We start from the raw sequence: 20103 nt of genomic DNA on the forward strand, positions 1-20103 counted from the left end.
CCGCCCGTCGCCGTCGGGCGCTCTGGTCGGCTGTATGGGCCGGGCTTGGTGGTGACCACGTGCGCGACGGGCATTTGATGTACCGGCACGGCCCCTCCGTCGGTGGGCGGGTGCGGGTGCAGAGCCACGCGGCTGGATCGTTCAGCGCCGGGCGGCGATCTTTAGCCCGTCCGGCGTTTGAGGACGAGGCCGTCAGGCCGATAGCGGGGGTCTGGGGGCGGCAGCCCCCAGGGACGATGGGGGAGGGTAGGGGCGGAGGGGGGCGAAAACCCACCCGGCCAGCGGGCTCGCAGTGGGTCTCCACCCCCGGGTGGAGACCGGGGCCGGTCAGGGATCCACCCGGGATCCACCCTGGCTCCGATCTGCTGACCAGCCATTTTCCGTAGCGTCGAAGGCGTCGACAGCTCTCGCTGCCGGTACCCGCTCTTCCTCACTCACGGAGGCCGTGATGTCCGGGCTCGTCAATGCTTTGGTGATCTGCGCCCTGGTGGTTCTGGTGATCGCGCGCCAGTTCCGCACGCGCAGGATCAATGCGGACGGGCGCTGGTGGATCGTGCCGGCGGTCCTCGTCTTCATAGCTCTGCGAGAGCCCGGAGTGATCGACCCCCACCATCGGACCGAGGCGATCGTCCTGCTCGGTACCGAACTGCTCATAGGCCTGGCCACCGGGGCCGGCTGGGCGTGGACCACGCGGATATGGACGGAGCCGGACGGCTCGGTGTGGAGCAAGAGCACCAAGGCCAGTGCGGCGGTCTGGATCGTCGGCATCGGCCTGCGCGTGGGCCTGTTCGGCATCGGCGCCCTGCTCGGTGTGCACCAGGACTCTTCCGCACTGCTGCTCGCCCTCGCGGCCACCCTGCTGGTCCGCTCCGGGCTCCTCGCCTGGCGGTCCCAGTCCCTGCACCCGGCTGAGGGACAGGGTGCGGCGTACGGTAACGGCGTGCCGCAGCCCTCGTGGAAGGAGCGTGTGTGACGGCGAACTCGTGGAAGCACTGGCCCTCCCGCGAGGCACTCACCCGGGCGGGCGTGCCCCGGGCCCGGCGCGTGCTTGCCTGGACCTCGCGTCTCGTCGCCCTCGGCACCCTCGTGGGGACGACCATCACGAACCGCGACCTGAACGGCTGGGCTACCGCGGCGGGTGTTCTGGGAATTGCCCTGTGCGGACTGATCGCGTGGGGCTTCTGGAGGACCACGCTCGAGCACCGTCTGCTGCCGTCTTTGGGGTTGCTGGCGCTGCTGCTGGCGCTTGCCACGGTGGGTCAGGGGGCGGGCTTCCGGGTACCGGCGCTCGTGCTGTGGTGCGGGTGCGCCGTCAGCGCCATCGAGCGGCTGCCTCTCGCGGCAGCAGCGCCCGCCACCTGCGTGGCTCTGAGCGCGTACGCGGCGGTCAACAACGATGTCTGGCTGACCACCGCGGCCACGACAGCGGGGCTGGTCCTGGCGGGATATGTACTGCGCCTGGACGCCGAGGCTCGTGGGAGTGCACAGCGACTGCTTGTCCAGGAGCGTGCGGCGCGTGCGGCCGAGGCGAAGTCGGCGGCGTTCGCGGAGCGGGCCAGGATCGCGCGGGAGATTCACGACGTGCTGGCGCACAGCCTCTCGGCGCAGCTCGTGCACCTGGAGGCGGCCCGGCTGTTCATCGAGCGGGGCGCGGACCGGGAGACGATCCTCGAACGGGTCGTGGCGGCACGGGGAATGGCCCGCGAGGGGCTCGCCGAGACCCGGCAGGCACTCTCCGCGCTGCGGGGTGAGATGTCTCCGGTGGAGGACTTCCTCGGTGAACTCGTCGCCGCGGCCGAGGGAGTCGACGTCACCGTGACGGGTGAACGGCAGCCGCTGCCCGCCGAGGCCTCGCAGGCGGTGCGCAGAGTCGCGCAGGAGGCTCTGACGAACGTCCGCAAGCACGCTCCGGGCGCCAAGGTCCATGTGCGGCTGGACTACGGCGAGCACGAAGTGACGCTGGACGTACGGGACTCGGGCGGGCCTCCGGGCGAGCTCAGCGGCTCTGGGGGCGGGTACGGTCTGCTGGGCATGCGGGAGCGTGCCGAGCTGTTGGGCGGCTCACTGGAGGCTGGGCCGGACGAGGAGGGGTTCGTGGTGACGCTGAAGGTGCCCGTATGACGGAAGAGGTGGTGAGGAAGCCGGCGCGGGTCGTGGTGGCGGACGACCAGACCGTGGTGCGCGAGGGCATTGTGATGCTGCTGGGGCTGCTGCCCGGGATCGAGGTCGTGGGCGCGGCCGGGGACGGGCACGAGGCCGTGGCGCTCGTCGCCGAACTCGCCCCGGACGTCGTGCTGATGGACCTGCGCATGCCCCGTTGCGACGGTGTCGAGGCGACCCGGCGGATCCGCGCCGAGTACCCGGGGACGCAGGTCGTCGTGCTCACCACCTACGCGGATGACGAGTCGCTGTTTCCCGCGCTCAGAGCGGGGGCCCGGGGCTATCTCACCAAGGACGCGGGGGGCGACGAGATCGTACGGGCGGTGGAGAGTGTGCTGTCCGGGGATGCGGGACTCTCGCCGAGCGTCCAACGGCGTCTGCTGGAGCGGCTGTCGGAGCCCGAATCGGAGCCGGTCGCGCCGGCGGAGGCGCCGGACGGGCTCACCACGCGCGAGACGGAGGTGCTCCTGCTGATTGCCGAAGGCCTCAGCAATCAGGAGATCGCCCGCAAGCTGCATGTCTCCACCGCCACGGTGAAGACCCACATCAACAACCTCTTCGCCAAGACGGGACTCAAGGACCGTGCCCAGGCGGTCCGTTACGCCTATGGGAAGGGTCTCGTACGGCCACCGGTGAACTGAGTCACCTGATGGGGTGAAGAGCGCGGAGAGAAGAGTCCGGGATCTTCCCGATCTGCCCATCCTTGGGCATGCGGCCGAAATCGGACCGCGGGCAAGGAGAGTTCGGTGAAGAAGCACGACGGCCGCGACACCGGGAAGGTCCGGTTCGACGACCCCTGGTACGACGCGCTTGCCTCCGGCTGGGGTGAGTTGGACGGCACGGGTGAGCCCGCCCCCGCCCTTCCATCGGCGCGCACGGAGCAGGAAGGGCGGGTGGGCGGGGCGGCCGATGTCTATCTGGAGGTGCAGCGCAGCGCGGCCTTCCAGGAGGTGCGCGGCCGGTACCGGAGGTTCGTGGTCCCGGGTGTTGTCGTCTTCTTCACTTGGTACGTGGGCTATGTGGTGACCGCTACGACGGCGCCCGGGTTCATGGCCACGCCCGTCGCCGGTGCCGTGAATGTGGCGATGCTCGCGGGGCTGGGACAGTTCCTCACCACCTTCCTGTTCACCTGGGCGTACGCGCGCCATGCGCGGTTGCGCAGAGACCGGGCCGCGCTCGATCTGCGCTGGGACACCCAGGAGCTGACGCGGAACGTCGCAGGTGGTGAGCGGTGACCGGCAATCATCAGACGCTGGCACTGCTGCTGTTCAGTGTGTTCGTGGCGGTGACGCTGGCGATCACGACGTGGGTGAGTCGCAACCGGCATGGTTCGGCGGAGGAGTTCTATGCCGGTGGGCGGCTGTTCTCGCCGATGGAGAATGGTTTTGCCATCTCGGGCGACTACATGTCGGCGGCGTCCTTCCTGGGTGTTACGGGACTTATCTCGTTGTTCGGCTACGACGGGCTGCTGTACGTCGTGGGGTTTCTCGTCGCGTGGCTGGTCGTCCTGTTTTTGGTCGCCGAACTGGTGCGCAACGTGGGGCGGTTCACGCTCGCCGACGTCGTCGCGGCCCGGATGAGCGAGCGGCCGGTGCGGATCGCGGCGGGAACGTCCTCGGTGACCGTGTCCGTTCTGTATCTGGTGGCGCAGATGGTGGGTGCGGGCAGCCTGGTCGCGCTGCTCCTCGGCGGTACGAGCGAAGCGGCGCAAGCGTGGACCGTCGTCGGCGTCGGCGCGCTCATGGTGATCTATGTGTCGCTGGGAGGGATGCGGGCCACCACGTGGATTCAGATCGTCAAGGCGGTGCTGTTGCTGGGTGGAACCATTGCCCTGACCGTGCTTGTCCTGGTGCGGTTCCATGGGGACTTCAACCAGCTGCTGCGTTCGGCGGCGGAGCGCAGCGGACACGGTGACGCGTTCCTCGCGCCCGGGCTGAAGTACGGCGGGGGCTGGACCGCGCGCTTCGACTTCATCAGCCTGGGGCTGGCGCTGGTGCTCGGCACGGGCGGGCTGCCGCACATCCTGTCCCGCTTCTACACCGTGCCGACCGCGCGGGCCGCGCGCCGTTCGGTGGTGTGGGCGGTCGGGCTCATCGGGGGCTTCTACCTGATGACGATCGTGCTGGGCTTCGGGGCGGCCGCGATCGTCGGTCCGGAGGCGGTGCGGGGGTCGAACGCGGCCGGGAACACGGCGGTTCCGCTCCTGGCGCTCGATCTGGGCGGCGGCGCGAATTCAAGGGGAGGAACGGTTCTCTTCGCGGTCGTCGCCGCCATCGCCTTCGCCACGATCCTCGCGGTCGTCGCCGGCATCACCCTCGCGTCCTCGGCATCCGTGGCCCACGACCTGTACGCGTCCCTGCGCCGCCGGCACGCGAAGCCGCACAGCGAGGTCGCCGTGGCGCGCGCCGCGGCGGTCGGAATCGGCGTGATCGCGATCGCGCTCGGGCTGCTCGCCCGCGACATGAACGTGGCCTTTCTGGTCGGCCTCGCCTTCGCGGTCGCCGCGTCCGCGAACCTGCCGGTACTGCTGTACTCGCTGTTCTGGCGGGGCTTCACGACGCGCGGCGCGGTGTGGGCTGTATACGGCGGCCTCGTACCCTCGCTGGTGCTCGTGCTGCTGTCGCCGGTGGTGTCGGGGAGTCCCGAATCGCTGTTCCCGAGCGTGGACTTCCAGTACTTCCCGCTGCAGAACCCGGGCCTCGTCTCGATCCCCTTGGGCTTCCTCGCGGGCTGGCTGGGCACGGTCACCTCGGCGGAGCCGCCGGACGAGGCCAAGCACGCGGAGACCGAGGTGCGGTCGCTCACCGGCGCCGGAGCGGTCTGATCCCTCAGGGCGCCACCCACGCGTACCGGTGCTCCGGTCGCCCCGTGTCCCCGTACTTGAGCGAGAGCCGCAGGCGTCCGGCCTGCTCCAGGTGGCGCAGATAGCGCTGGGCGGTGGATCGGCTGAGGCCGGTCTCGGCGGCCACCTCGTGGGCCGACAGAGGGTGTTTCGCGCGGTGCAGTACGTCGCAGATGAGGTCCGTGGTCGGCTCCGAGTGGCCGCTGGGCAGCCCCGGCGACGAGGGCGCGGGCGCGGTGCGCAGGGCGCCGAATATCCGGTCGACCTGCTCCTGGCCCGCCACACCGCGGCCGCCCACCCGGTCGACCGTGCGGCGCAGGGCGGCGTACGAGTCGAGGCGGGTGCGCAGCGCGGTGAAGGTGAACGGCTTGACCAGGTAGTGCAGGGCGCCCAGACGCATGGCGGCCTGGACGGTCGTCACGTCACTGGCCGCGGTGATCATGATGACGTCGGTGCCATGGCCGCGTTCCCGCATTCGGTGGACCAGTTCGAGGCCCGTCTGATCGGGCAGATAGTGGTCGAGCAGCACCAGATCGATGGGTGCGCGTTCGACGGCGGCCAGGGCCTGGGCAGCGCTGTGCGCGCGGGCGGCCACCCGGAAGCCGGGAACCTTTCCCACGTACTTGGCGTTGATCTCGGCGACGCGGAAGTCGTCGTCCACGACCAGGACGTCAATCATCGGGCCTCTTTCCCTCAAGGCCTTGGCGAGCGTTAAGCCCGTGTTTCGGCTCCGCTGTTGTAGCGCGAGCAAAAAGAGCACAACAGACTCTTGCAAGCAGAAATAGGCCTAGCGCCCAGAAGACTGATGCTGTGGCCCACGCCACATCTACGGTCCCGGGTCATGAGCGCAGACACCAGCCCCGCCATCGAGCTGCGGGGCGCGAGCAAGATCTTCAAGACTCCGTCAGGGGGTCTGCACACGGCGGTCAGGGAGCTGGACCTGACCGTCGGCCGGGGCGAGTTCGTGGCCGTCGTCGGACCGACCGGCTGCGGGAAGTCCACGACACTGACCCTGGTGAGTGGCCTCGAAGAGCCCACCGAGGGCGAGGTCCTGGTCGTTGGCGAGCCGGTCGCCGGCGTCGGCGACAAGGTCGGCTTCGTCTTCCAGCAGGACGCCACCTTCCCCTGGCGTACGGTCCTGTCGAACGTCATGGCGGGCCCGCGCTTCCGTGGCGTACCCAAGGCGGAGGCGAAGCGGCGGGCCCGTGAATGGCTCGCCCGGGTCGGGCTCTCGGCCTTCGAGGACCGCTATCCGCACCAGCTCTCCGGTGGCCAGCGCAAGCGGGTGGCCCTCGCCGCGACCTTCGTCAACGACCCCGAGATCCTGCTGATGGACGAGCCCTTCTCGGCGCTCGACGTGCAGACCAGGGCGCTGATGTCGGACGAACTGCTCGAACTGTGGGAAGGCACGGGCGCCTCGGTCGTCTTCGTCACCCACGACCTGGAGGAGTCCATCGCGCTCGCCGACAAGGTCGTCGTGATGACCGCGGGACCCGCCACGGTGAAGCAGGTCTTCGACATCGATCTGCCGCGGCCGCGCAAGGTCGAATCGGTGCGCCTGGAGCCGCGGTTCATCGAGATCTACCGCGAGATCTGGGAATCGCTCGGCGAAGAGGTCCGCATCACCCGCGAGAGGGGTGCGGCGAATGTCGCCTGACATCATGCCCGAGGCCGTTGTCGCCCTGACGATGACCGAGCCCGGCAACAAGGGGCGTGCACATTCCCGCGCCCGTGCCGCACGCAGACGCAAGGCCATCGTCGCCGCCGCACGCGCACTGCTTCTGGTCGCCGTGCTCGGCCTGTGGGAGGTGCTTGCGCGGGCCAAGGTCATCGACCCGTTCAACTTCTCGATGCCGTCGAAGATCTGGGACCAGATCTACACGTGGGTGATGCACGGGACCGCGCTCGGGTCCTTGGGGGAGCAGGTCTGGTACACGCTCCACGAAGCGCTGCTCGGCTGGGTCATCGGTGTGGTCGCCGGTGTGGTCTTCGGCATCGCGCTGGGGCGGATCGCCTTCCTCGCCGATGTCTTTGGTCCATACATCAAGGTGCTCAACTCCATACCGCGGATTGTCCTTGCGCCCATCTTCGTGATCTGGTTCGGGCTTGGACCGGCGTCCAAGGTTGCGTCGGCTGTGGTTCTTGTCTTCTTCCCTGTCTTCTTCAACGCCTTCCAGGGCGCCCGGGAGGTCGACCGCAACCTGGTGGCCAACGCCCGCATCCTCGGCGCGAGCGACCGCCGGGTGACGCTTCAGGTCGTCGTCCCGTCCGCGACCTCGTGGATCTTCACCAGCCTCCACGTCAGCTTCGGCTTTGCGCTGATCGGCGCCATCGTCGGTGAGTACATCGGCGCCACCAAGGGCATCGGCCTGCTCGTCGCGCAGTCGCAGGGCACCTTCAACGCGGCCGGTGTGTACGCCGCGATGGTCATCCTCGCGGTCGTCGCCCTGCTGGCCGAGGGGCTGCTGACCTTCGCCGAGCGCCGCATCTTCCGGTGGAAGCCGTCGGACTCCGACCGCTGACCCTGCCGTAAGCCACCGGACTCCGACCGCTGACTCCGACGTACGCGCCAACTCTCTTCTCTCACAAGGACGTGAACCACCATGCGCAAGACCGCCAGATACTCCGCCCTGGCAGCCGCCGGTCTGCTCGCCCTCACCTCGCTCACCGCCTGCGCCAATGACGCGGCCAGCTCCACGGCCGACTCCGGCAGCAACGGCGGCGGTGGCAAGGGTGAACACGTCAAGATCATGGTCGGTGGTCTGGACAAGGTCATCTACCTGCCCGCGATGCTCACGCAGCGGCTCGGCTACTTCACGGACGAGGGTTTGGATGTCCAACTCCTGAGCGAGCCGGCCGGTGTCCAGGCCGAGACCGCCCTTGTCTCCGGACAGGTGCAAGGAGCCGTCGGTTTCTACGACCACACCCTCGATCTGCAGACCAAGGGCAAGTCCGTGGAGTCGGTCGTGCAGTTCTCGCAGGCGCCCGGCGAGGTGGAGATCGTCTCCAACAAGCGGGCGGGCGACATCACGTCGCCCAAGGACTTCAAGGGCAAGAAGCTCGGCATCACCGGACTCGGCTCCTCGACCGACTTCCTCACGAAGTACCTCGCGGTCAAGAACGGCGTGAAGGTCAGCGAGTTCACACCGGTTGCCGTCGGAGCCGGGCCGACGTTCATTTCCGCCCTCCAGAAGGGGGCCATCGACGGCGGCATGACGACGGACCCGACCGTCGCCAATGTCCTGGAGAAGAAGCTCGGCAAGGTGCTCATCGATATGCGTACGCCGCAGGGGTCGCAGGAGGCGCTCGGCGGGCCGTACCCCTCGTCCAGCCTCTACATGCAGACGGACTGGGTCAACGGCCACAAGGAGACGGTCCAGAAGCTGGCCAACGCCTTCGTGAAGACCCTCAAGTGGATGTCCACGCACAGCGCGTCCGAGATCGCCGCCAAGATGCCCGCCGACTACTCCCAGGGCAGCAAGACGCTCTACGCCGAGGCGATCAAGAGCACGCTGCCGATGTTCACCAAGGACGGTGTGATGCCCCAGGACGGCCCCGAGACCGTCGAGAAGGTCCTCAAGGCGTTCAACCCCAACATCAAGAACGCCAAGGTGGATCTGAGCAAGACGTACACCACGGAGTTCGTGGAGAAGGCTGCCGGCTGAGCCGTCAACCTCGTACGGCTGTACTCCCCTGACAGCCGTACGAGGTTGACACCTCCTTGGCCGTGCCCTCAGGCGCGGGTCGCCCAGACGTAGCGATGCTCCGGGCGGCCCGCGTCGCCGTATTTCAGGGTCAGCCGGGCCCTCCCCGTGCGCTCCAGAAGCTTCAGATAGCGCTGGGCGGTCTGCCGGCTCAGGCCGGTCGCCTCCGCGATCTCCTGGGCCGACAGGGGGCCCTCTGCGTTCACCAGGGCGCGGCGTACCAGCTCCGCGGTCGGGGGCGAGTGGCCCTTCGGCAGATCCGGCTCCCCGCTCGCCGACAGCGCACCGAAGATCCGGTCCACCTCGGCCTGTTCCGCCTCGCCGCCGCCGTCGAGGGTGCGGCGCAGATCCGCGTACGCCTCCAGCTTGGCGCGCAGGCCCGCGAAGGCGAACGGCTTGACCAGGTACTGCAGAGCGCCCTGCCGCATCGCCGCCTGGACGGTCGAGATGTCGCGAGCCGCGGTCACCATGATCACGTCGGTCTGATGGCCGCGCCGCCGCATCTCCTGGACGACCGCGAGGCCCGTCTCGTCCGGCAGGTAGTGGTCCATGAGGACCAGGTCGAGATGGGGCAGCGCCTCCATCAGGCGCAGCGCCTCGGCCGCGCTGTGCGCCTCGCCCGCGACATGGAAGCCGGGCACCTTCTCCACGTAGGCGGCGTTGACCCGCGCGACCCGGGTGTCGTCGTCCACGACCAGGACCTCGATCATCGCGACTCCTCCTTGGCGTCCGTGGCGATGGGGGTGGCGGTCTCCGGGGTGGGGGCCGGTTCGGGCACGAAGACCGGTTCCGGCGCCCCAGGGCCCTCGTCCTCCGGCGCGAGCCGCGGTTCCGTCAGCGCCTCCGGCAGGACGACCGTGAACTCCGCGCCCCCGCCATCCGCCTCGGCCACCCGCGCGCTGCCGCCCTGCCGCTCGGCGAGTCGGCGGACCAAGGAGAGGCCGATCCCGCGCTTGCCGTGCGCAGGAGGCTTCTTGGTGGACCACCCGTCCGTGAAGATCAGCTCCCGCCGCTCCTCCGGGACGCCGGGACCGGTGTCCCGTACCCGCAGTACGGCGGTACGCCCCTCTGCGCGCAATTCGACCTCCACGCGCGCGTGGGGCGTGCCCGCGACGGCGTCGAGCGCGTTGTCGACCAGGTTTCCGACGACCGTGACCAGCCCCCTGGGGTCGATCAGCCGGTCCGGCAACAGAGTCCCGTCCGAGATCCACAGCGCGACTCCGCGCTCCGCCGCGACGGTGGCCTTGCCGACCAGCAGGGCGGCGAGCAGCGGATCATGCACCTTTTCGGTGACCTGCTCCGCGGTGACCCTGTGGTCACCGACCACCTCGCCGACGAACTCCACCGCGTCGTCGAACATCTCCAGTTCGAGCAGCCCCAGGAGCGTGTGCATGCGGTTGGCGTGCTCGTGGTCCTGGGCGCGCAGGGCGTCGATCAGTCCGCGCGTGGAGTCGAGTTCGCGGCCGAGCTGCTCCAGTTCGGTGCGGTCGCGCAGCGTGGCGACGGCGCCGCCGTCGTCGGTGGGCATCCGGTTGGCGACCAGGACGCGCTGGCCGCGGACGGTGAGCAGATCGGTGCCGGTGACCCGTCCGGCCAGCACATCGGTCGTCCGTCCAGGCCCGAGCGCGTCGTCCAGCGGCTGCCCGATGGCCTCCGCGTCGAGCCCGAGCAGGCGCTGCGCCTCGTCGTTGAGGAGGCGTACGCGGCCGCCGCGGTCCAGGGCGACGACGCCCTCCCGGATGCCGTGCAGCATCGCCTCGCGCTCCGCGAGCAGCGCCGAGATGTCGGAGAAGGCCAGGTCACGGGTCTGTCGCTGGACGCGCCGGGAGATGAAGTACGCGACGAGCGCGCCCACGGACATGGCCGCGCCCGCGTACGCGAAGAGTCCCGGTATGGCATCGATCAGCTGGGCGCGAACGCTGTTGTACTTGATGCCGACCGAGACCGCGCCGATGATGTCGCCGTCGGCGTCGCGCAGGGGCACCTTGCCGCGGGCCGAGCGGCCCAGGGTGCCGGTGTCGATCTCCATGACGTCCTTGCCGGCCAGGGCCTGCTTGGGGCTGGTCGAGACGAACCCGCCGATCTGCTTGGGGTCGGTGTGCGACCAGCGCACGCCGTCCATGTTCATCACCACGACGTACTCGGCCTGGCTGGCCTTCCGGATCCGTTCCGCCTCGGCCTGCACGGGCCCGTCGACGGAGGGCCGTGTCGTCTGGAGGTCCTCGGCGATCTGCGGCTGGACCGCCGTGGTCTGCGCGATCGCGAGTGCGCGGCGCATGGCCTGGTCGTCCAGCTGTGCGCTGAGCGGCGCGAGGAACAGCCCGGTCGCGAGCACGGCGACCCCCGCGGCGATCGCCACCTGCATCAGCAGTACCTGCGAGAACACCCGCCGCGGCAGACCGAGGCGCAGTCGTCGTGCGGGGGGAGTGGGGCTCATGCCTACGACGGTACGGGGGCGGACCGGCCTCGCCGAAGGGAGTGTGGCGTGGATCTCTTGATCACCGTGTGCTGGGCCTGCGCAGGCGCAGGCGTCGGCGCTGGGATCAGCAGGGCACGGGCAGCGCCGCCGGGGGCAGTGCCCGTACGGCCACCACGTCCATCCGGGCCGGCGACCCCAGCGCCGATCCGCAGCTCTCCGGGCGGGGCGGCAGCGAGGCACCCTGCGCGACGATGACGCGCCACAGGCGCCCGTCGGTGTGGGCGACGGTCACTTCCCAGCGCGGGGCGGCGCCGTCCGTGCGGACCACGGTCAGGACATCGGCGGCGTGCTCCCCGGTGGCCGTGCGCACCGCCAGCTCGGCCGCCTGTCCGGGCCGCTCCCAGGCGGAGCTCCCCCGGCAGCCCTCGGTGACCACACGCCCCTCGCGGACGCCCTGGAGGACCTCCTTGACGGCATGGGCCTCGGCCCGTCCGTACGCATACCCGAACGGCAGGACGAGGAGCGTGGGCGAGAAGCGGTGGCCGCCGAGATGCGTGACCTCCCAGGCACCCGCCACCCCCGAGGCGGCGAGCTCGGCCGCGAGGGGGCGGCCGAGCAAGGCGCAGCAGCGGTCGCGCTTGCCGTTGGTGCAGACGAGGGCGAGCGGGTCGGCTGTGTGGGGCCGACCCTGGACAACCGCGTCGAAGGTGTGGGGATCACCCATGCCAAGCGCGGTGAAGTCGAGGTTGAGCAACCGCTCGGGGTCGGACGTCGTGGCGCTGTGCAGCCATACGTTTCCCGGAACGGTGTGGGCCGCGTACACCTGGCGTTCGGTGGGCGTTCCGCAGTCGGCGTGCCGTCCGGGGCGGCGGATGAGCGCGATCCGTACGCCGGTGTCCTTCGCGGCCGCTTCCAGGGCACGGCCGAGCGCGGGGTCCAGGTGGCTCGAAGTGAGCGCCTTCGCACCCCAGGGTCCCGGCTGCTCGAGCAGCAGCCATGTCCTCGCGGTGGCCGCAGTCCCCGCGAGGGGCTCGTCGAGGTGCCGCGACGCGGTCGTGCACGTACTCACAGAGGTGAGCCTAACCTGACTTCCGCCAGGGTGACTTCCAGCCGCGCGAGAGGGGGCGTACTTGGGGCGCGATGGGCGCAGGGCAGGGCGCGGGAGCGCTCAGCCGGGGAGCGGCTGAGCACGGCGCGCCCCTAGGGGAGCGGCTGCGGCGGTCGCTCGCCCACGTACAGGCCGCTCGGGCGCATGCGCAACGGGCGCTCCTCGTACTCCTCCAAGGTGTGGGCGATCCAGCCCGCTGTCCGGGCGACGGCGAAGACCGTCTCGCCCGCGGTGGCGGGCATGCCGGAGGCGACCGTGAGGACGGCGAGGGCCAGATCGACATTGGCGTGCAGGGGCGTGTGGCGGGCGGTGGTGGTCACGACGTCGTGGGCGGCCGCCAGGGCGGGCGCCGCGCCGGGGATCTCCTCCAGAAGGGTGAACAGGGCACGCGCGCGTGGGTCCTCGCCGGGGTAGAGCCGGTGGCCGAGTCCCGGGACACGACGCCCGGCGCGCAGCTCGTCCGCGACCACGGGAGCGGCGGTGCCCCGGTCCAGGACGTCGAGGAGGAGCCGGTGCGCGAGGCCGCTGGCCGCGCCGTGCAGGGGGCCTTCGAGCACGCCGAGGCCCGCCGACACGGCGGCGTACGCGTGTGCCCTGGCCGACGCGGCGACCCGGACCGCGAGCGTCGAGGCGGCCAGATCGTGGTCGACGAGCAGCCCAAGTGCCGTGTCCAGCGCACGCAGTGATGCCTCGTCGGACGTACGGCCGGTGAGCCGCGCCCACAGGCGGTGGGCCAGCGGGCCCTCGTCGCGATGGTCGTGGCGCAGGGGCGGAAGGGCGGCGACGAGGGTGGGGATGAGGGTGCGTGCGGTGCCGAGGACCGCGTTCTCGGACAGGTCGAAGCGCAGTGGGTCGGCGGCCGCCGCGGCGATCGCGGCGACGCGCAGCCGGTCCGTGGGACCGCTGTGCTCGGGCAGCGCGTCGACGGCACGGCGGGCGGCGGCGACGGACGCCCCGGGGGCGGTGAACGTGACGCCGGGGCGCAGCTTTCCGGTCCACAGCCACTCGGCGATCTCTTCGTAGGAGTACCGCGCGGCCAGTTCGGTCGCGTCGACGCCGCGGAAGTAGTACCGGTCCTTGTCGATCAGGGTGATGCGGGTACGGACGGACAGCTCGCCGCTGGTGCTCGAACTCCCGCTGGTATCCCGCCTGTTGCGCCGCGCGAGCGCCTCCACTTCCTTGGCGTCGAAGGTGCTCCCGCGCCCCCCGGGTTCGCGCCGGCTGCTGAGCTGACCGCGGCTCACATACGCGTACACGGTCTCGGGCTTCACGCCGAGCAGGTCGGCGGTCTCCTTGGTGCTGAGCCGTCGGCCTTCGTGCTCGGGCGCTGCCGCTTCTCGATCCCTCATGGGCGTCACCGTATCTGTGCATCGACATGTTGATTCAATCAATATTGACAGATAATTAATCAATCATGGACAGTCCAATCAAGTCCAGGGAGGAAACATGCCGATCAACCGAGCCGCGTCCACCTCTGTCGACGTACCGCGAGGACTCGCGGGCGTCGTCGTCACCGACACCGAACTGGGTGACGTCAGGGGGCTGGAGGGCTTCTACCACTACCGCCAGTACTCGGCCGTCGAACTCGCGCAGACCCGCGGCTTCGAGGATGTCTGGCATCTGCTGGTTCACGGGGAGCTGCCGGACGCGGCACAGCGCGCCGCTTTCACCGCGCAGACCGCGGGGCATCGTCGGCTGCCGGACGACGTACGGGCCGCACTGCCCGCGATCACCGCTGCGACGAGACTGTCGGGGCCGCTCGCCGGACTGCGTACCGCGTTGTCGCTGCTCGGCGCGTCGTTGGGGTTCCGGCCGGTGTACGACATCGACGCCGACCGGCGGCGCGCGGACACCCTCGCGGCCTCCGCGGCCGTACCGACGCTGCTCACCGCGCTGTACCGGCTCGGGCAGGGACTGGAGCCGGTGGAACCGCGTGACGACCTCGGGTATGCCGCCAACTACCTGTACATGTTGACGGGTTCGGAGCCGGATCCGGCCCGCGCGAGGGCGGTCGAGCAATACCTCATCTCAACCATTGACCACGGATTCAATGCATCAACATTCACCGCGCGGGTGATCACGTCGACGGGAGCGGACGTGGCGGCGTGTCTCGTGGGTGCGGTCGGTGCCCTCTCGGGTCCCCTCCACGGCGGCGCCCCCAGCCGTGCCCTGGACACCCTCGACGCGATCGGTACCCCCGACCGCATCGACCCGTGGATCCGCGAACGCGTCCTCGCGGGCGATCGCATCATGGGCTTCGGCCACCCCGTCTACCGCACGGAAGACCCCCGTTCGCGGATGCTCCGCGGCATCGCGGAACAGTTCGGCGGCCCGTTGGTCGACTTCGCCGTCGAGGTCGAACGCCATGTCGAGGCGATCCTCGCCGAGCTCAAGCCCGGCCGCGAACTCCACACCAACGTCGAGTTCTACGCCGGTGTGGTCATGGAACTGTGCGGCCTGCCCCGCGAGATGTTCACGCCCACCTTCGCCGCCGCCCGTGTCGTCGGCTGGAGCGCCAACATCCTGGAACAGGCGGAGGACCCGAAGATCATTCGGCCGGCGGCGCGGTACGTCGGCCCCGCAGCCCCCCAGGCGGTGCCGACGGTCGCCTGACGCCCGGCGCCCCGCAGGCGGTCCCGACGGCCGCCTGACGCCCGGTGACGGGCCGCGATGCGAAAGGCCCGGCATCCTGTCGATGCCGGGCCTTTCGCGGCCTACTCCTCACTCCTGGGGGGCCGGGGGTCATTGCGGTGCGGGTCACGCCACGTGCGAACCGCAGTGACCAGTGCGGCGATGCCTCCCAGGGCGCCGCCAAGTGCGCCGAGAAGGGCGACTATCTCAGACATCGGGGATGTCGCTTTTCGCGCGTACGAGCGTTTCGCGGCTGATCACGACGATGCGCTCGTAGTCGGCACGGGAGGCGTCGGTGGGGAGTTCGCCCTGCAGGCTCTCGGTCGCGTCTGTGCCGATAACGGCGAAGTTTCCGTCGGACAACTCGAAGATATCCGGGCAGTTCTGCCCAGAGGCGCTTCCCCGGGCGCTCGGAGGAGTGCCGATCCGGCGGATGATGTGGCTCACTGTTCTGAGTCCCCTTTGATCTCGAGGCTGGCATGCTTGCGCGCTGTTGCTGCGCGGTGCGATGCGGCCCTGTGGGGCTGCGGCCTCGACAACCGGGCGGCGTGGAGCGGCGTTTCGGTGGGGATCGACCCTTTGCGCGATCGCGCAGCAGTCAAACTCCTGACATCTGGGCCAACGCGCAAATTTACTGGTTTGTTATGGCCCGCCGGTGTGATCCGCTCGAGAGGGGGCGTGGAGTGGCAGTGCTGAGCGCCGGAGTCCAAGCAGTCGGTTGGTGTTATTCGCTCGGTGGCTCCCCCACCACCCACCACTCGTCGATGTCCGCTTCGTCCAGTTGGCGCAGCAGGTCGTCAACCATGCGCCCGAGTTCGGCCTCTTCGGAGTCGTCGAGGGTCGCTCGATGGGGGCGGGTCGCGTACCAGTACTCCCTGAAAACGGAGTTCTGGAGCATGCCCCTAGCGAAGCCGAAGAACTCCTCGCGAGTGATGTTGCCGATGCGGTAGTAGCAGAGGGCGTTGGTGTACACGGCGTTGGCGAAGAGGAACTGGCGCTGCTTCTTGATGGAGACGGCCTCATCGTAGGCGTCCAGCACCTCGGCCAGTTCGGGATCGTCCATGGCCTTGCTCAACATCTCCCAGTGCAACCGCTGTTGGTGGGCGAGGTTGGCCTGGCGCTGGGTCTGCGCGGCTTGTTCCAGGTCCTCGACTCGCGCGCGCAGCGCTTCAAGCGTGTGCTGCTGTGCGGCCAGGGCGGCGATGGCTCCCGCCACCAGGCCAACCCCCGCCGCGGCGGCAGAACCCAACCTCCACATCCCACGGTTCTGTGTGACCATGTCAACCCCCGAATCGGGCGACCGTCCGCCGGTCGTCGGGTGCGGGGCGACAGGGAGCGGACCGGCGAGCGGTGGGCGGCGCGCTTGCCGTCTCCCAGTTTTGCCGAGCGGCTCTGATCGGCAGGGAGGCGGAGAGGAGGCGCACGGAAGGAAGTGCGGGTCGCGTATCCCGGCGCCATGTCCAACGTGTGCCCCGCGAGCGCCGCTAACAATCGTTCACTTCGCGGCGTTTCCTCCCACTCGTATCCTGGGTCGGCAGTCATTGCCCGTACGAGCGCCGGTCCACGAGCCGCCCTCGTACGGGAGCCGGTCCGCGAGCCGGTGTACGCACCGGCGTGAAAGAGGTAGGTCGCCCGTTGAGCCAGTTCAGTCCGCAGCCCGGTCGGCAGGGCAGTCCGCAGCTCAGCACGCGACAGAGGCCCCCGCAGATCCCGGTCGTCGTCCTCGCCGGTTTCCTGGGCTCCGGCAAGACCACCCTGCTCAACCATCTGCTGCACCGCAGCGGAGGCAGCCGGATCGGGGCCATCGTCAACGACTTCGGCGCGATCGAGATCGACGCCATGGCGGTGGCGGGGGCGCTGGGGGATTCCACCGTCTCCCTGGGCAACGGGTGCCTGTGCTGTGCGGTCGACGCCAGTGAGCTCGACATCTATCTGGAGCGGCTCGCCCAGCCCTCGGCCCGGATCGACGTCATCGTCATCGAGGCGAGCGGGCTCGCCGAGCCCCAGGAGCTCGTGCGGATGGTGCTCGCCAGCGAGCATCCTCGGATCGTGTACGGGGGACTGGTCGAGGTCGTCGACGCCGCCGAGTTCGACTCCACCCGCGAGAAGCATCCCGAGATCGACCGGCATCTCGCCCTCGCCGATCTCGTGGTCGTCAACAAGGTCGACCGGGCGGCGGAGGGCGAGCGGGTGCTCCGCGTCGTCCGGGAACTCGCCGACCGCGCCGCCGTCGTACCTGCCACCTATGGACGGATCGACCCCGAGTTCCTCTTCGACTGCAGGCCGACCGAGGAGCGCGTCGGGCAGCTGTCCTTCGACGACCTCCACGATCACGCAGAGCACGACCACGCCGATCACCTGCACTCCGCCTACGAATCCCTGTCCTACGCCTCCGAGGTGCCGCTCAGCCCACGCCGGTTGATGGACTTCCTCGACAGCAGGCCCGAAGGGCTCTACCGCATCAAGGGGTACGTCGACTTCGGCGCCCACGACCGGGCCAATCGGTACGCCGTGCATGCCGTCGGACGATTCCTGCGCTTCTCTCCGCAGCCCTGGACCGATGCCGACGCGCGCCTCACCCAGCTTGTCCTGATCGGCTCGGGCGTCGACGCCGGAGCCCTCGGTAAGGAACTGGAGGCGTGCGAAGAGGACGTCCCACACGCCGATGAACACAGCATGTGGGGCGTCCTCCGCTACGTACAGGACAAGGATCCCGAGGACTTCTACGCGCAGGACAAGGATCCCGAGGACCTCGAAGAGGCCGGCTGACCTACACCGGGCCCGCCACCACACCCACCGTCTTCGCCAGGGACACGCCCGAGCCGTCGCGGCGCGGGTCCATCTCCGGCAGCTCGGCCGGTGTGCCGTTCTTCTGGGCCGCCCGCGCCGGAGCCGGGCCGGCCCAGGCCAGCGAGAGGCAGTCCTCGCCCTTCAGGAACCGCTGGCAGCGCACGCCACCCGTGGCGCGGCCCTTGCGCGGGTACTGGTCGAAGGGGGTCAGCTTGGCGGTGGTCTGGACGGAGTCGTCCAGCGTGCCGCGCGAGCCCGCCACCGTGAAGACCACCGCGTCGACCGCCGGGTCGACCGCCGTGAAGGAGATCACCTTCGCGCCGTCGGCGAGCTTGATGCCCGCCATGCCGCCCGCCGCCCGGCCCTGCGGGCGGACCTGCGCGGCCTGGTAGCGCAGCAGCTGGGCGTCGTCGGTGATGAAGACCAGGTCCTCCTCGCCGGTGCGCAGCTCGACCGCGCCGACGATTTTGTCGCCGTCCTTGAGGGTGATGACCTCCAACTCCTCCTTGTTCGAGGGGTAGTCGGGGACCACACGCTTGACGACACCCTGTTCCGTGCCGATCGCCAGGCCCGGTGACGACTCGTCGAGCGTCGTCAGGCAGACCACGGTCTCGTCCGCCTCCAGGGAGGACAGGAACTCCGAAATCGGCGCGCCTCCGGAGAGGTTGGGCGCCGATGCCGTCTCGGGCAGCTGTGGGAGATCGATCACGTTCAGCCGCAGCAGGCGGCCTGTGGACGTGACCGCGCCGACCTCGCCGCGGGCCGTCGCGGACACCACGGAGACGATCAGGTCGTGCTTGGTGCGCCTGGCCTCCTCGGCGTCCCCGAAGGGGTCGCCGTTGGCCGTACGCGCGAGCAGGCCCGTCGAGGACAGCAGCACCCGGCACGGGTCGTCCGCCACCTGGAGCGGGACCGCCGAGGCGACGGTGCCCGCGGACTCCAGGAGAACCGTGCGCCGGTCGGTGCCGAACTTCTTGGCCACTGAGGCCAATTCGCCGGAGACCAGCTTGCGCAGCTCCGTGTCCGAATCCAGGATGCCGGTCAGTTCGTCGATCTCGCCGTTGAGCCGGTCGCGCTCCGACTCCAGCTCGATGCGGTCGAACTTGGTGAGGCGACGCAGCGGCGTGTCCAGGATGTACTGCGTCTGGATCTCGGAGAGGGAGAAGCGCTCCATCAGGCGCTCCTTCGCCTGCGCCGAGTTGTCGCTGGAGCGGATCAGGCGGATGACCTCGTCGATGTCGAGCAGGGCGACGAGGAGGCCCTCGACCAGGTGCAGCCGGTCGCGCTTCTTGCCGCGGCGGAACTCGCTGCGGCGGCGTACGACCTCGAAGCGGTGGTCGAGATAGACCTCGAGGAGCTCCTTGAGACCCAGGGTGAGCGGCTGGCCGTCCACCAGCGCCACATTGTTGATACCGAAGGACTCCTCCATCGGCGTCAGCTTGTAGAGCTGCTCCAGGACCGCTTCCGGCACGAAGCCGTTCTTGATCTCGATGACCAGGCGCAGTCCGTGCGAACGGTCGGTGAGGTCCTTCACATCGGCGATGCCCTGCAGCTTCTTGGCGTTGACCAGGTCCTTGATCTTGGTGATCACCTTCTCCGGGCCGACGGTGAAGGGAAGTTCGGTGACGACGAGGCCCTTGCGGCGCGCCGTGACGTCCTCCACCGACACCGTGGCGCGGATCTTGAAGGTGCCGCGGCCCGACTCGTACGCGTCCCTGATCCCGGAGAGGCCGACGATCCGGCCGCCCGTGGGCAGGTCGGGGCCCGGCACGTACTTCATCAGCGTGTCCAGGTCGGCGCCCGGGTAGCGGATCAGGTGACGGGCGGCCGCGATGACCTCGCCGAGGTTGTGCGGCGGCATGTTCGTCGCCATGCCGACGGCGATGCCCGACGAGCCGTTGACCAGGAGGTTCGGGTACGCCGCCGGGAGGACGTCGGGCTCCTGCTCCTGGCCGTCGTAGTTCGGCGTGAAACCGACCGTGTCCTCGTCGATGGACTCGGTCATCAGTGACGTGGCGTCGGCCATCCGGCACTCGGTGTAACGCATGGCGGCCGGCGGGTCGTCGTTGCCGAGCGAGCCGAAGTTGCCGTGGCCGTCGACCAGCGGCAGGCGCATGGAGAAGGGCTGGGCCAGGCGCACGAGGGCGTCGTAGATCGACGCGTCGCCGTGCGGGTGGAGTTTACCCATGACCTCGCCGACGACGCGGGCGCACTTCACATAGCCGCGGTCGGGGCGCAGGCCCATCTCGTTCATCTGGTAGACGATGCGACGGTGCACGGGCTTGAGGCCGTCGCGGGCGTCCGGCAGGGCTCGCGAGTAGATGACCGAGTACGCGTACTCGAGGAAGGAGCCCTGCATTTCGTCCACGACGTCGATGTCGAGGATCTTCTCCTCGTACGAGTCGTCGGGCGGCGGGGTCTTCGTGCTGCGGCGGGCCATCGCTGCTGC

Annotated in this window: 18 protein-coding genes; 10 read left to right on the top strand and 8 right to left on the bottom strand. The window is 69.6% G+C overall.

Going from position 1 to position 20103, the window contains the following annotated elements; translation table 11 throughout:
• Nucleotides 1-448: 448 nt before the first annotated feature.
• The 5 genes from ACZ4WS_RS20545 (at nt 449) to ACZ4WS_RS20565 (ending at nt 4984) form a co-directional block, all read left to right on the top strand.
• Nucleotides 449-973 carry a DUF1453 domain-containing protein gene (locus ACZ4WS_RS20545; protein ID WP_467982308.1) on the top strand — a complete coding sequence of 175 codons (525 nt, stop codon included), beginning with the start codon at nt 449-451 and terminating at the stop codon, nt 971-973.
• The gene (locus tag ACZ4WS_RS20550; RefSeq protein ID WP_467982310.1) at nt 970-2121 is read left to right on the top strand and encodes a sensor histidine kinase; all 1152 of its coding nucleotides are present in this window, start codon (nt 970-972) and stop codon (nt 2119-2121) included. Before ACZ4WS_RS20545 ends, ACZ4WS_RS20550 begins: the two co-directional genes overlap by 4 nt.
• Nucleotides 2118-2801, top strand: a complete 684-nt coding sequence (locus ACZ4WS_RS20555; protein ID WP_467982312.1) for a response regulator transcription factor — start codon at nt 2118-2120, stop codon at nt 2799-2801. The genes ACZ4WS_RS20550 and ACZ4WS_RS20555 overlap by 4 nt, the downstream gene beginning before the upstream one ends.
• A gap of 105 nt (nt 2802-2906) precedes the next feature.
• Nucleotides 2907-3395 carry a DUF485 domain-containing protein gene (locus ACZ4WS_RS20560; RefSeq protein ID WP_467982314.1) on the top strand — a complete coding sequence of 163 codons (489 nt, stop codon included), beginning with the start codon at nt 2907-2909 and terminating at the stop codon, nt 3393-3395.
• Nucleotides 3392-4984, top strand: a complete 1593-nt coding sequence (locus ACZ4WS_RS20565; protein WP_467982316.1) for a solute symporter family protein — start codon at nt 3392-3394, stop codon at nt 4982-4984. The genes ACZ4WS_RS20560 and ACZ4WS_RS20565 overlap by 4 nt, the downstream gene beginning before the upstream one ends.
• A gap of 4 nt (nt 4985-4988) precedes the next feature.
• On the opposite strand, the gene ACZ4WS_RS20570 is transcribed toward ACZ4WS_RS20565, so the two are convergent.
• The gene (locus ACZ4WS_RS20570; RefSeq protein WP_467982318.1) at nt 4989-5681 is read right to left on the bottom strand and encodes a response regulator; all 693 of its coding nucleotides are present in this window, start codon (nt 5679-5681) and stop codon (nt 4989-4991) included.
• Nucleotides 5682-5843: 162 nt separating this feature from the next.
• On the opposite strand from ACZ4WS_RS20570, the gene ACZ4WS_RS20575 reads away from it, so the two are divergent.
• From ACZ4WS_RS20575 to ACZ4WS_RS20585, 3 genes are all read left to right on the top strand, one after another.
• A complete protein-coding gene (locus tag ACZ4WS_RS20575; protein WP_467982320.1) occupies nt 5844-6659 on the top strand; it encodes an ABC transporter ATP-binding protein in 816 nt (271 codons plus the stop codon).
• Nucleotides 6649-7524 carry an ABC transporter permease gene (locus ACZ4WS_RS20580; protein ID WP_467982323.1) on the top strand — a complete coding sequence of 292 codons (876 nt, stop codon included), beginning with the start codon at nt 6649-6651 and terminating at the stop codon, nt 7522-7524. Before ACZ4WS_RS20575 ends, ACZ4WS_RS20580 begins: the two co-directional genes overlap by 11 nt.
• An 81-nt stretch (nt 7525-7605) precedes the next feature.
• A complete protein-coding gene (locus tag ACZ4WS_RS20585; RefSeq protein WP_467982324.1) occupies nt 7606-8667 on the top strand; it encodes an ABC transporter substrate-binding protein in 1062 nt (353 codons plus the stop codon).
• 68 nt (nt 8668-8735) lie between these two features.
• Here ACZ4WS_RS20585 and ACZ4WS_RS20590 read toward each other — a convergent pair whose 3' ends face one another.
• The 4 genes from ACZ4WS_RS20590 to ACZ4WS_RS20605 form a co-directional block, all read right to left on the bottom strand.
• Nucleotides 8736-9416: a response regulator gene (locus ACZ4WS_RS20590; protein ID WP_467982326.1), complete on the bottom strand. Its 681-nt coding sequence runs from the start codon at nt 9414-9416 to the stop codon at nt 8736-8738.
• The gene (locus ACZ4WS_RS20595; RefSeq protein ID WP_467982328.1) at nt 9413-11143 is read right to left on the bottom strand and encodes an ATP-binding protein; all 1731 of its coding nucleotides are present in this window, start codon (nt 11141-11143) and stop codon (nt 9413-9415) included. Before ACZ4WS_RS20595 ends, ACZ4WS_RS20590 begins: the two co-directional genes overlap by 4 nt.
• 106 nt (nt 11144-11249) lie before the next feature.
• Entirely contained in the window at nt 11250-12194 is a 945-nt protein-coding gene (locus ACZ4WS_RS20600) for a sucrase ferredoxin (protein WP_467982329.1), read from the bottom strand.
• Between the two features lie 131 nt (nt 12195-12325).
• Complete coding sequence (locus ACZ4WS_RS20605; protein WP_467982331.1) at nt 12326-13582, bottom strand: citrate synthase; 1257 nt, start codon at nt 13580-13582, stop codon at nt 12326-12328.
• Between the two features lie 97 nt (nt 13583-13679).
• On the opposite strand from ACZ4WS_RS20605, the gene ACZ4WS_RS20610 reads away from it, so the two are divergent.
• The gene (locus ACZ4WS_RS20610; protein WP_467982333.1) at nt 13680-14846 is read left to right on the top strand and encodes a citrate synthase; all 1167 of its coding nucleotides are present in this window, start codon (nt 13680-13682) and stop codon (nt 14844-14846) included.
• 225 nt (nt 14847-15071) lie between these two features.
• On the opposite strand, the gene ACZ4WS_RS20615 is transcribed toward ACZ4WS_RS20610, so the two are convergent.
• Both ACZ4WS_RS20615 and ACZ4WS_RS20620 read right to left on the bottom strand, forming a co-directional pair.
• Entirely contained in the window at nt 15072-15311 is a 240-nt protein-coding gene (locus ACZ4WS_RS20615) for a hypothetical protein (protein ID WP_467982335.1), read from the bottom strand.
• Between the two features lie 277 nt (nt 15312-15588).
• Nucleotides 15589-16080 (bottom strand): DUF6082 family protein, encoded by a 492-nt coding sequence (locus ACZ4WS_RS20620; protein ID WP_467982337.1) that lies wholly within the window; start codon nt 16078-16080, stop codon nt 15589-15591.
• Between the two features lie 491 nt (nt 16081-16571).
• On the opposite strand from ACZ4WS_RS20620, the gene ACZ4WS_RS20625 reads away from it, so the two are divergent.
• Entirely contained in the window at nt 16572-17633 is a 1062-nt protein-coding gene (locus ACZ4WS_RS20625) for a CobW family GTP-binding protein (protein ID WP_467982755.1), read from the top strand.
• Nucleotide 17634: 1 nt separating this feature from the next.
• Here the strand turns inward: ACZ4WS_RS20625 and ACZ4WS_RS20630 are convergent, their stop codons facing one another.
• Nucleotides 17635-20094, bottom strand: a complete 2460-nt coding sequence (locus tag ACZ4WS_RS20630; protein WP_467982339.1) for a DNA gyrase/topoisomerase IV subunit A — start codon at nt 20092-20094, stop codon at nt 17635-17637.
• Nucleotides 20095-20103: the final 9 nt, after the last annotated feature.

The organism is Streptomyces sp. NPDC029292, from assembly GCF_055569295.1.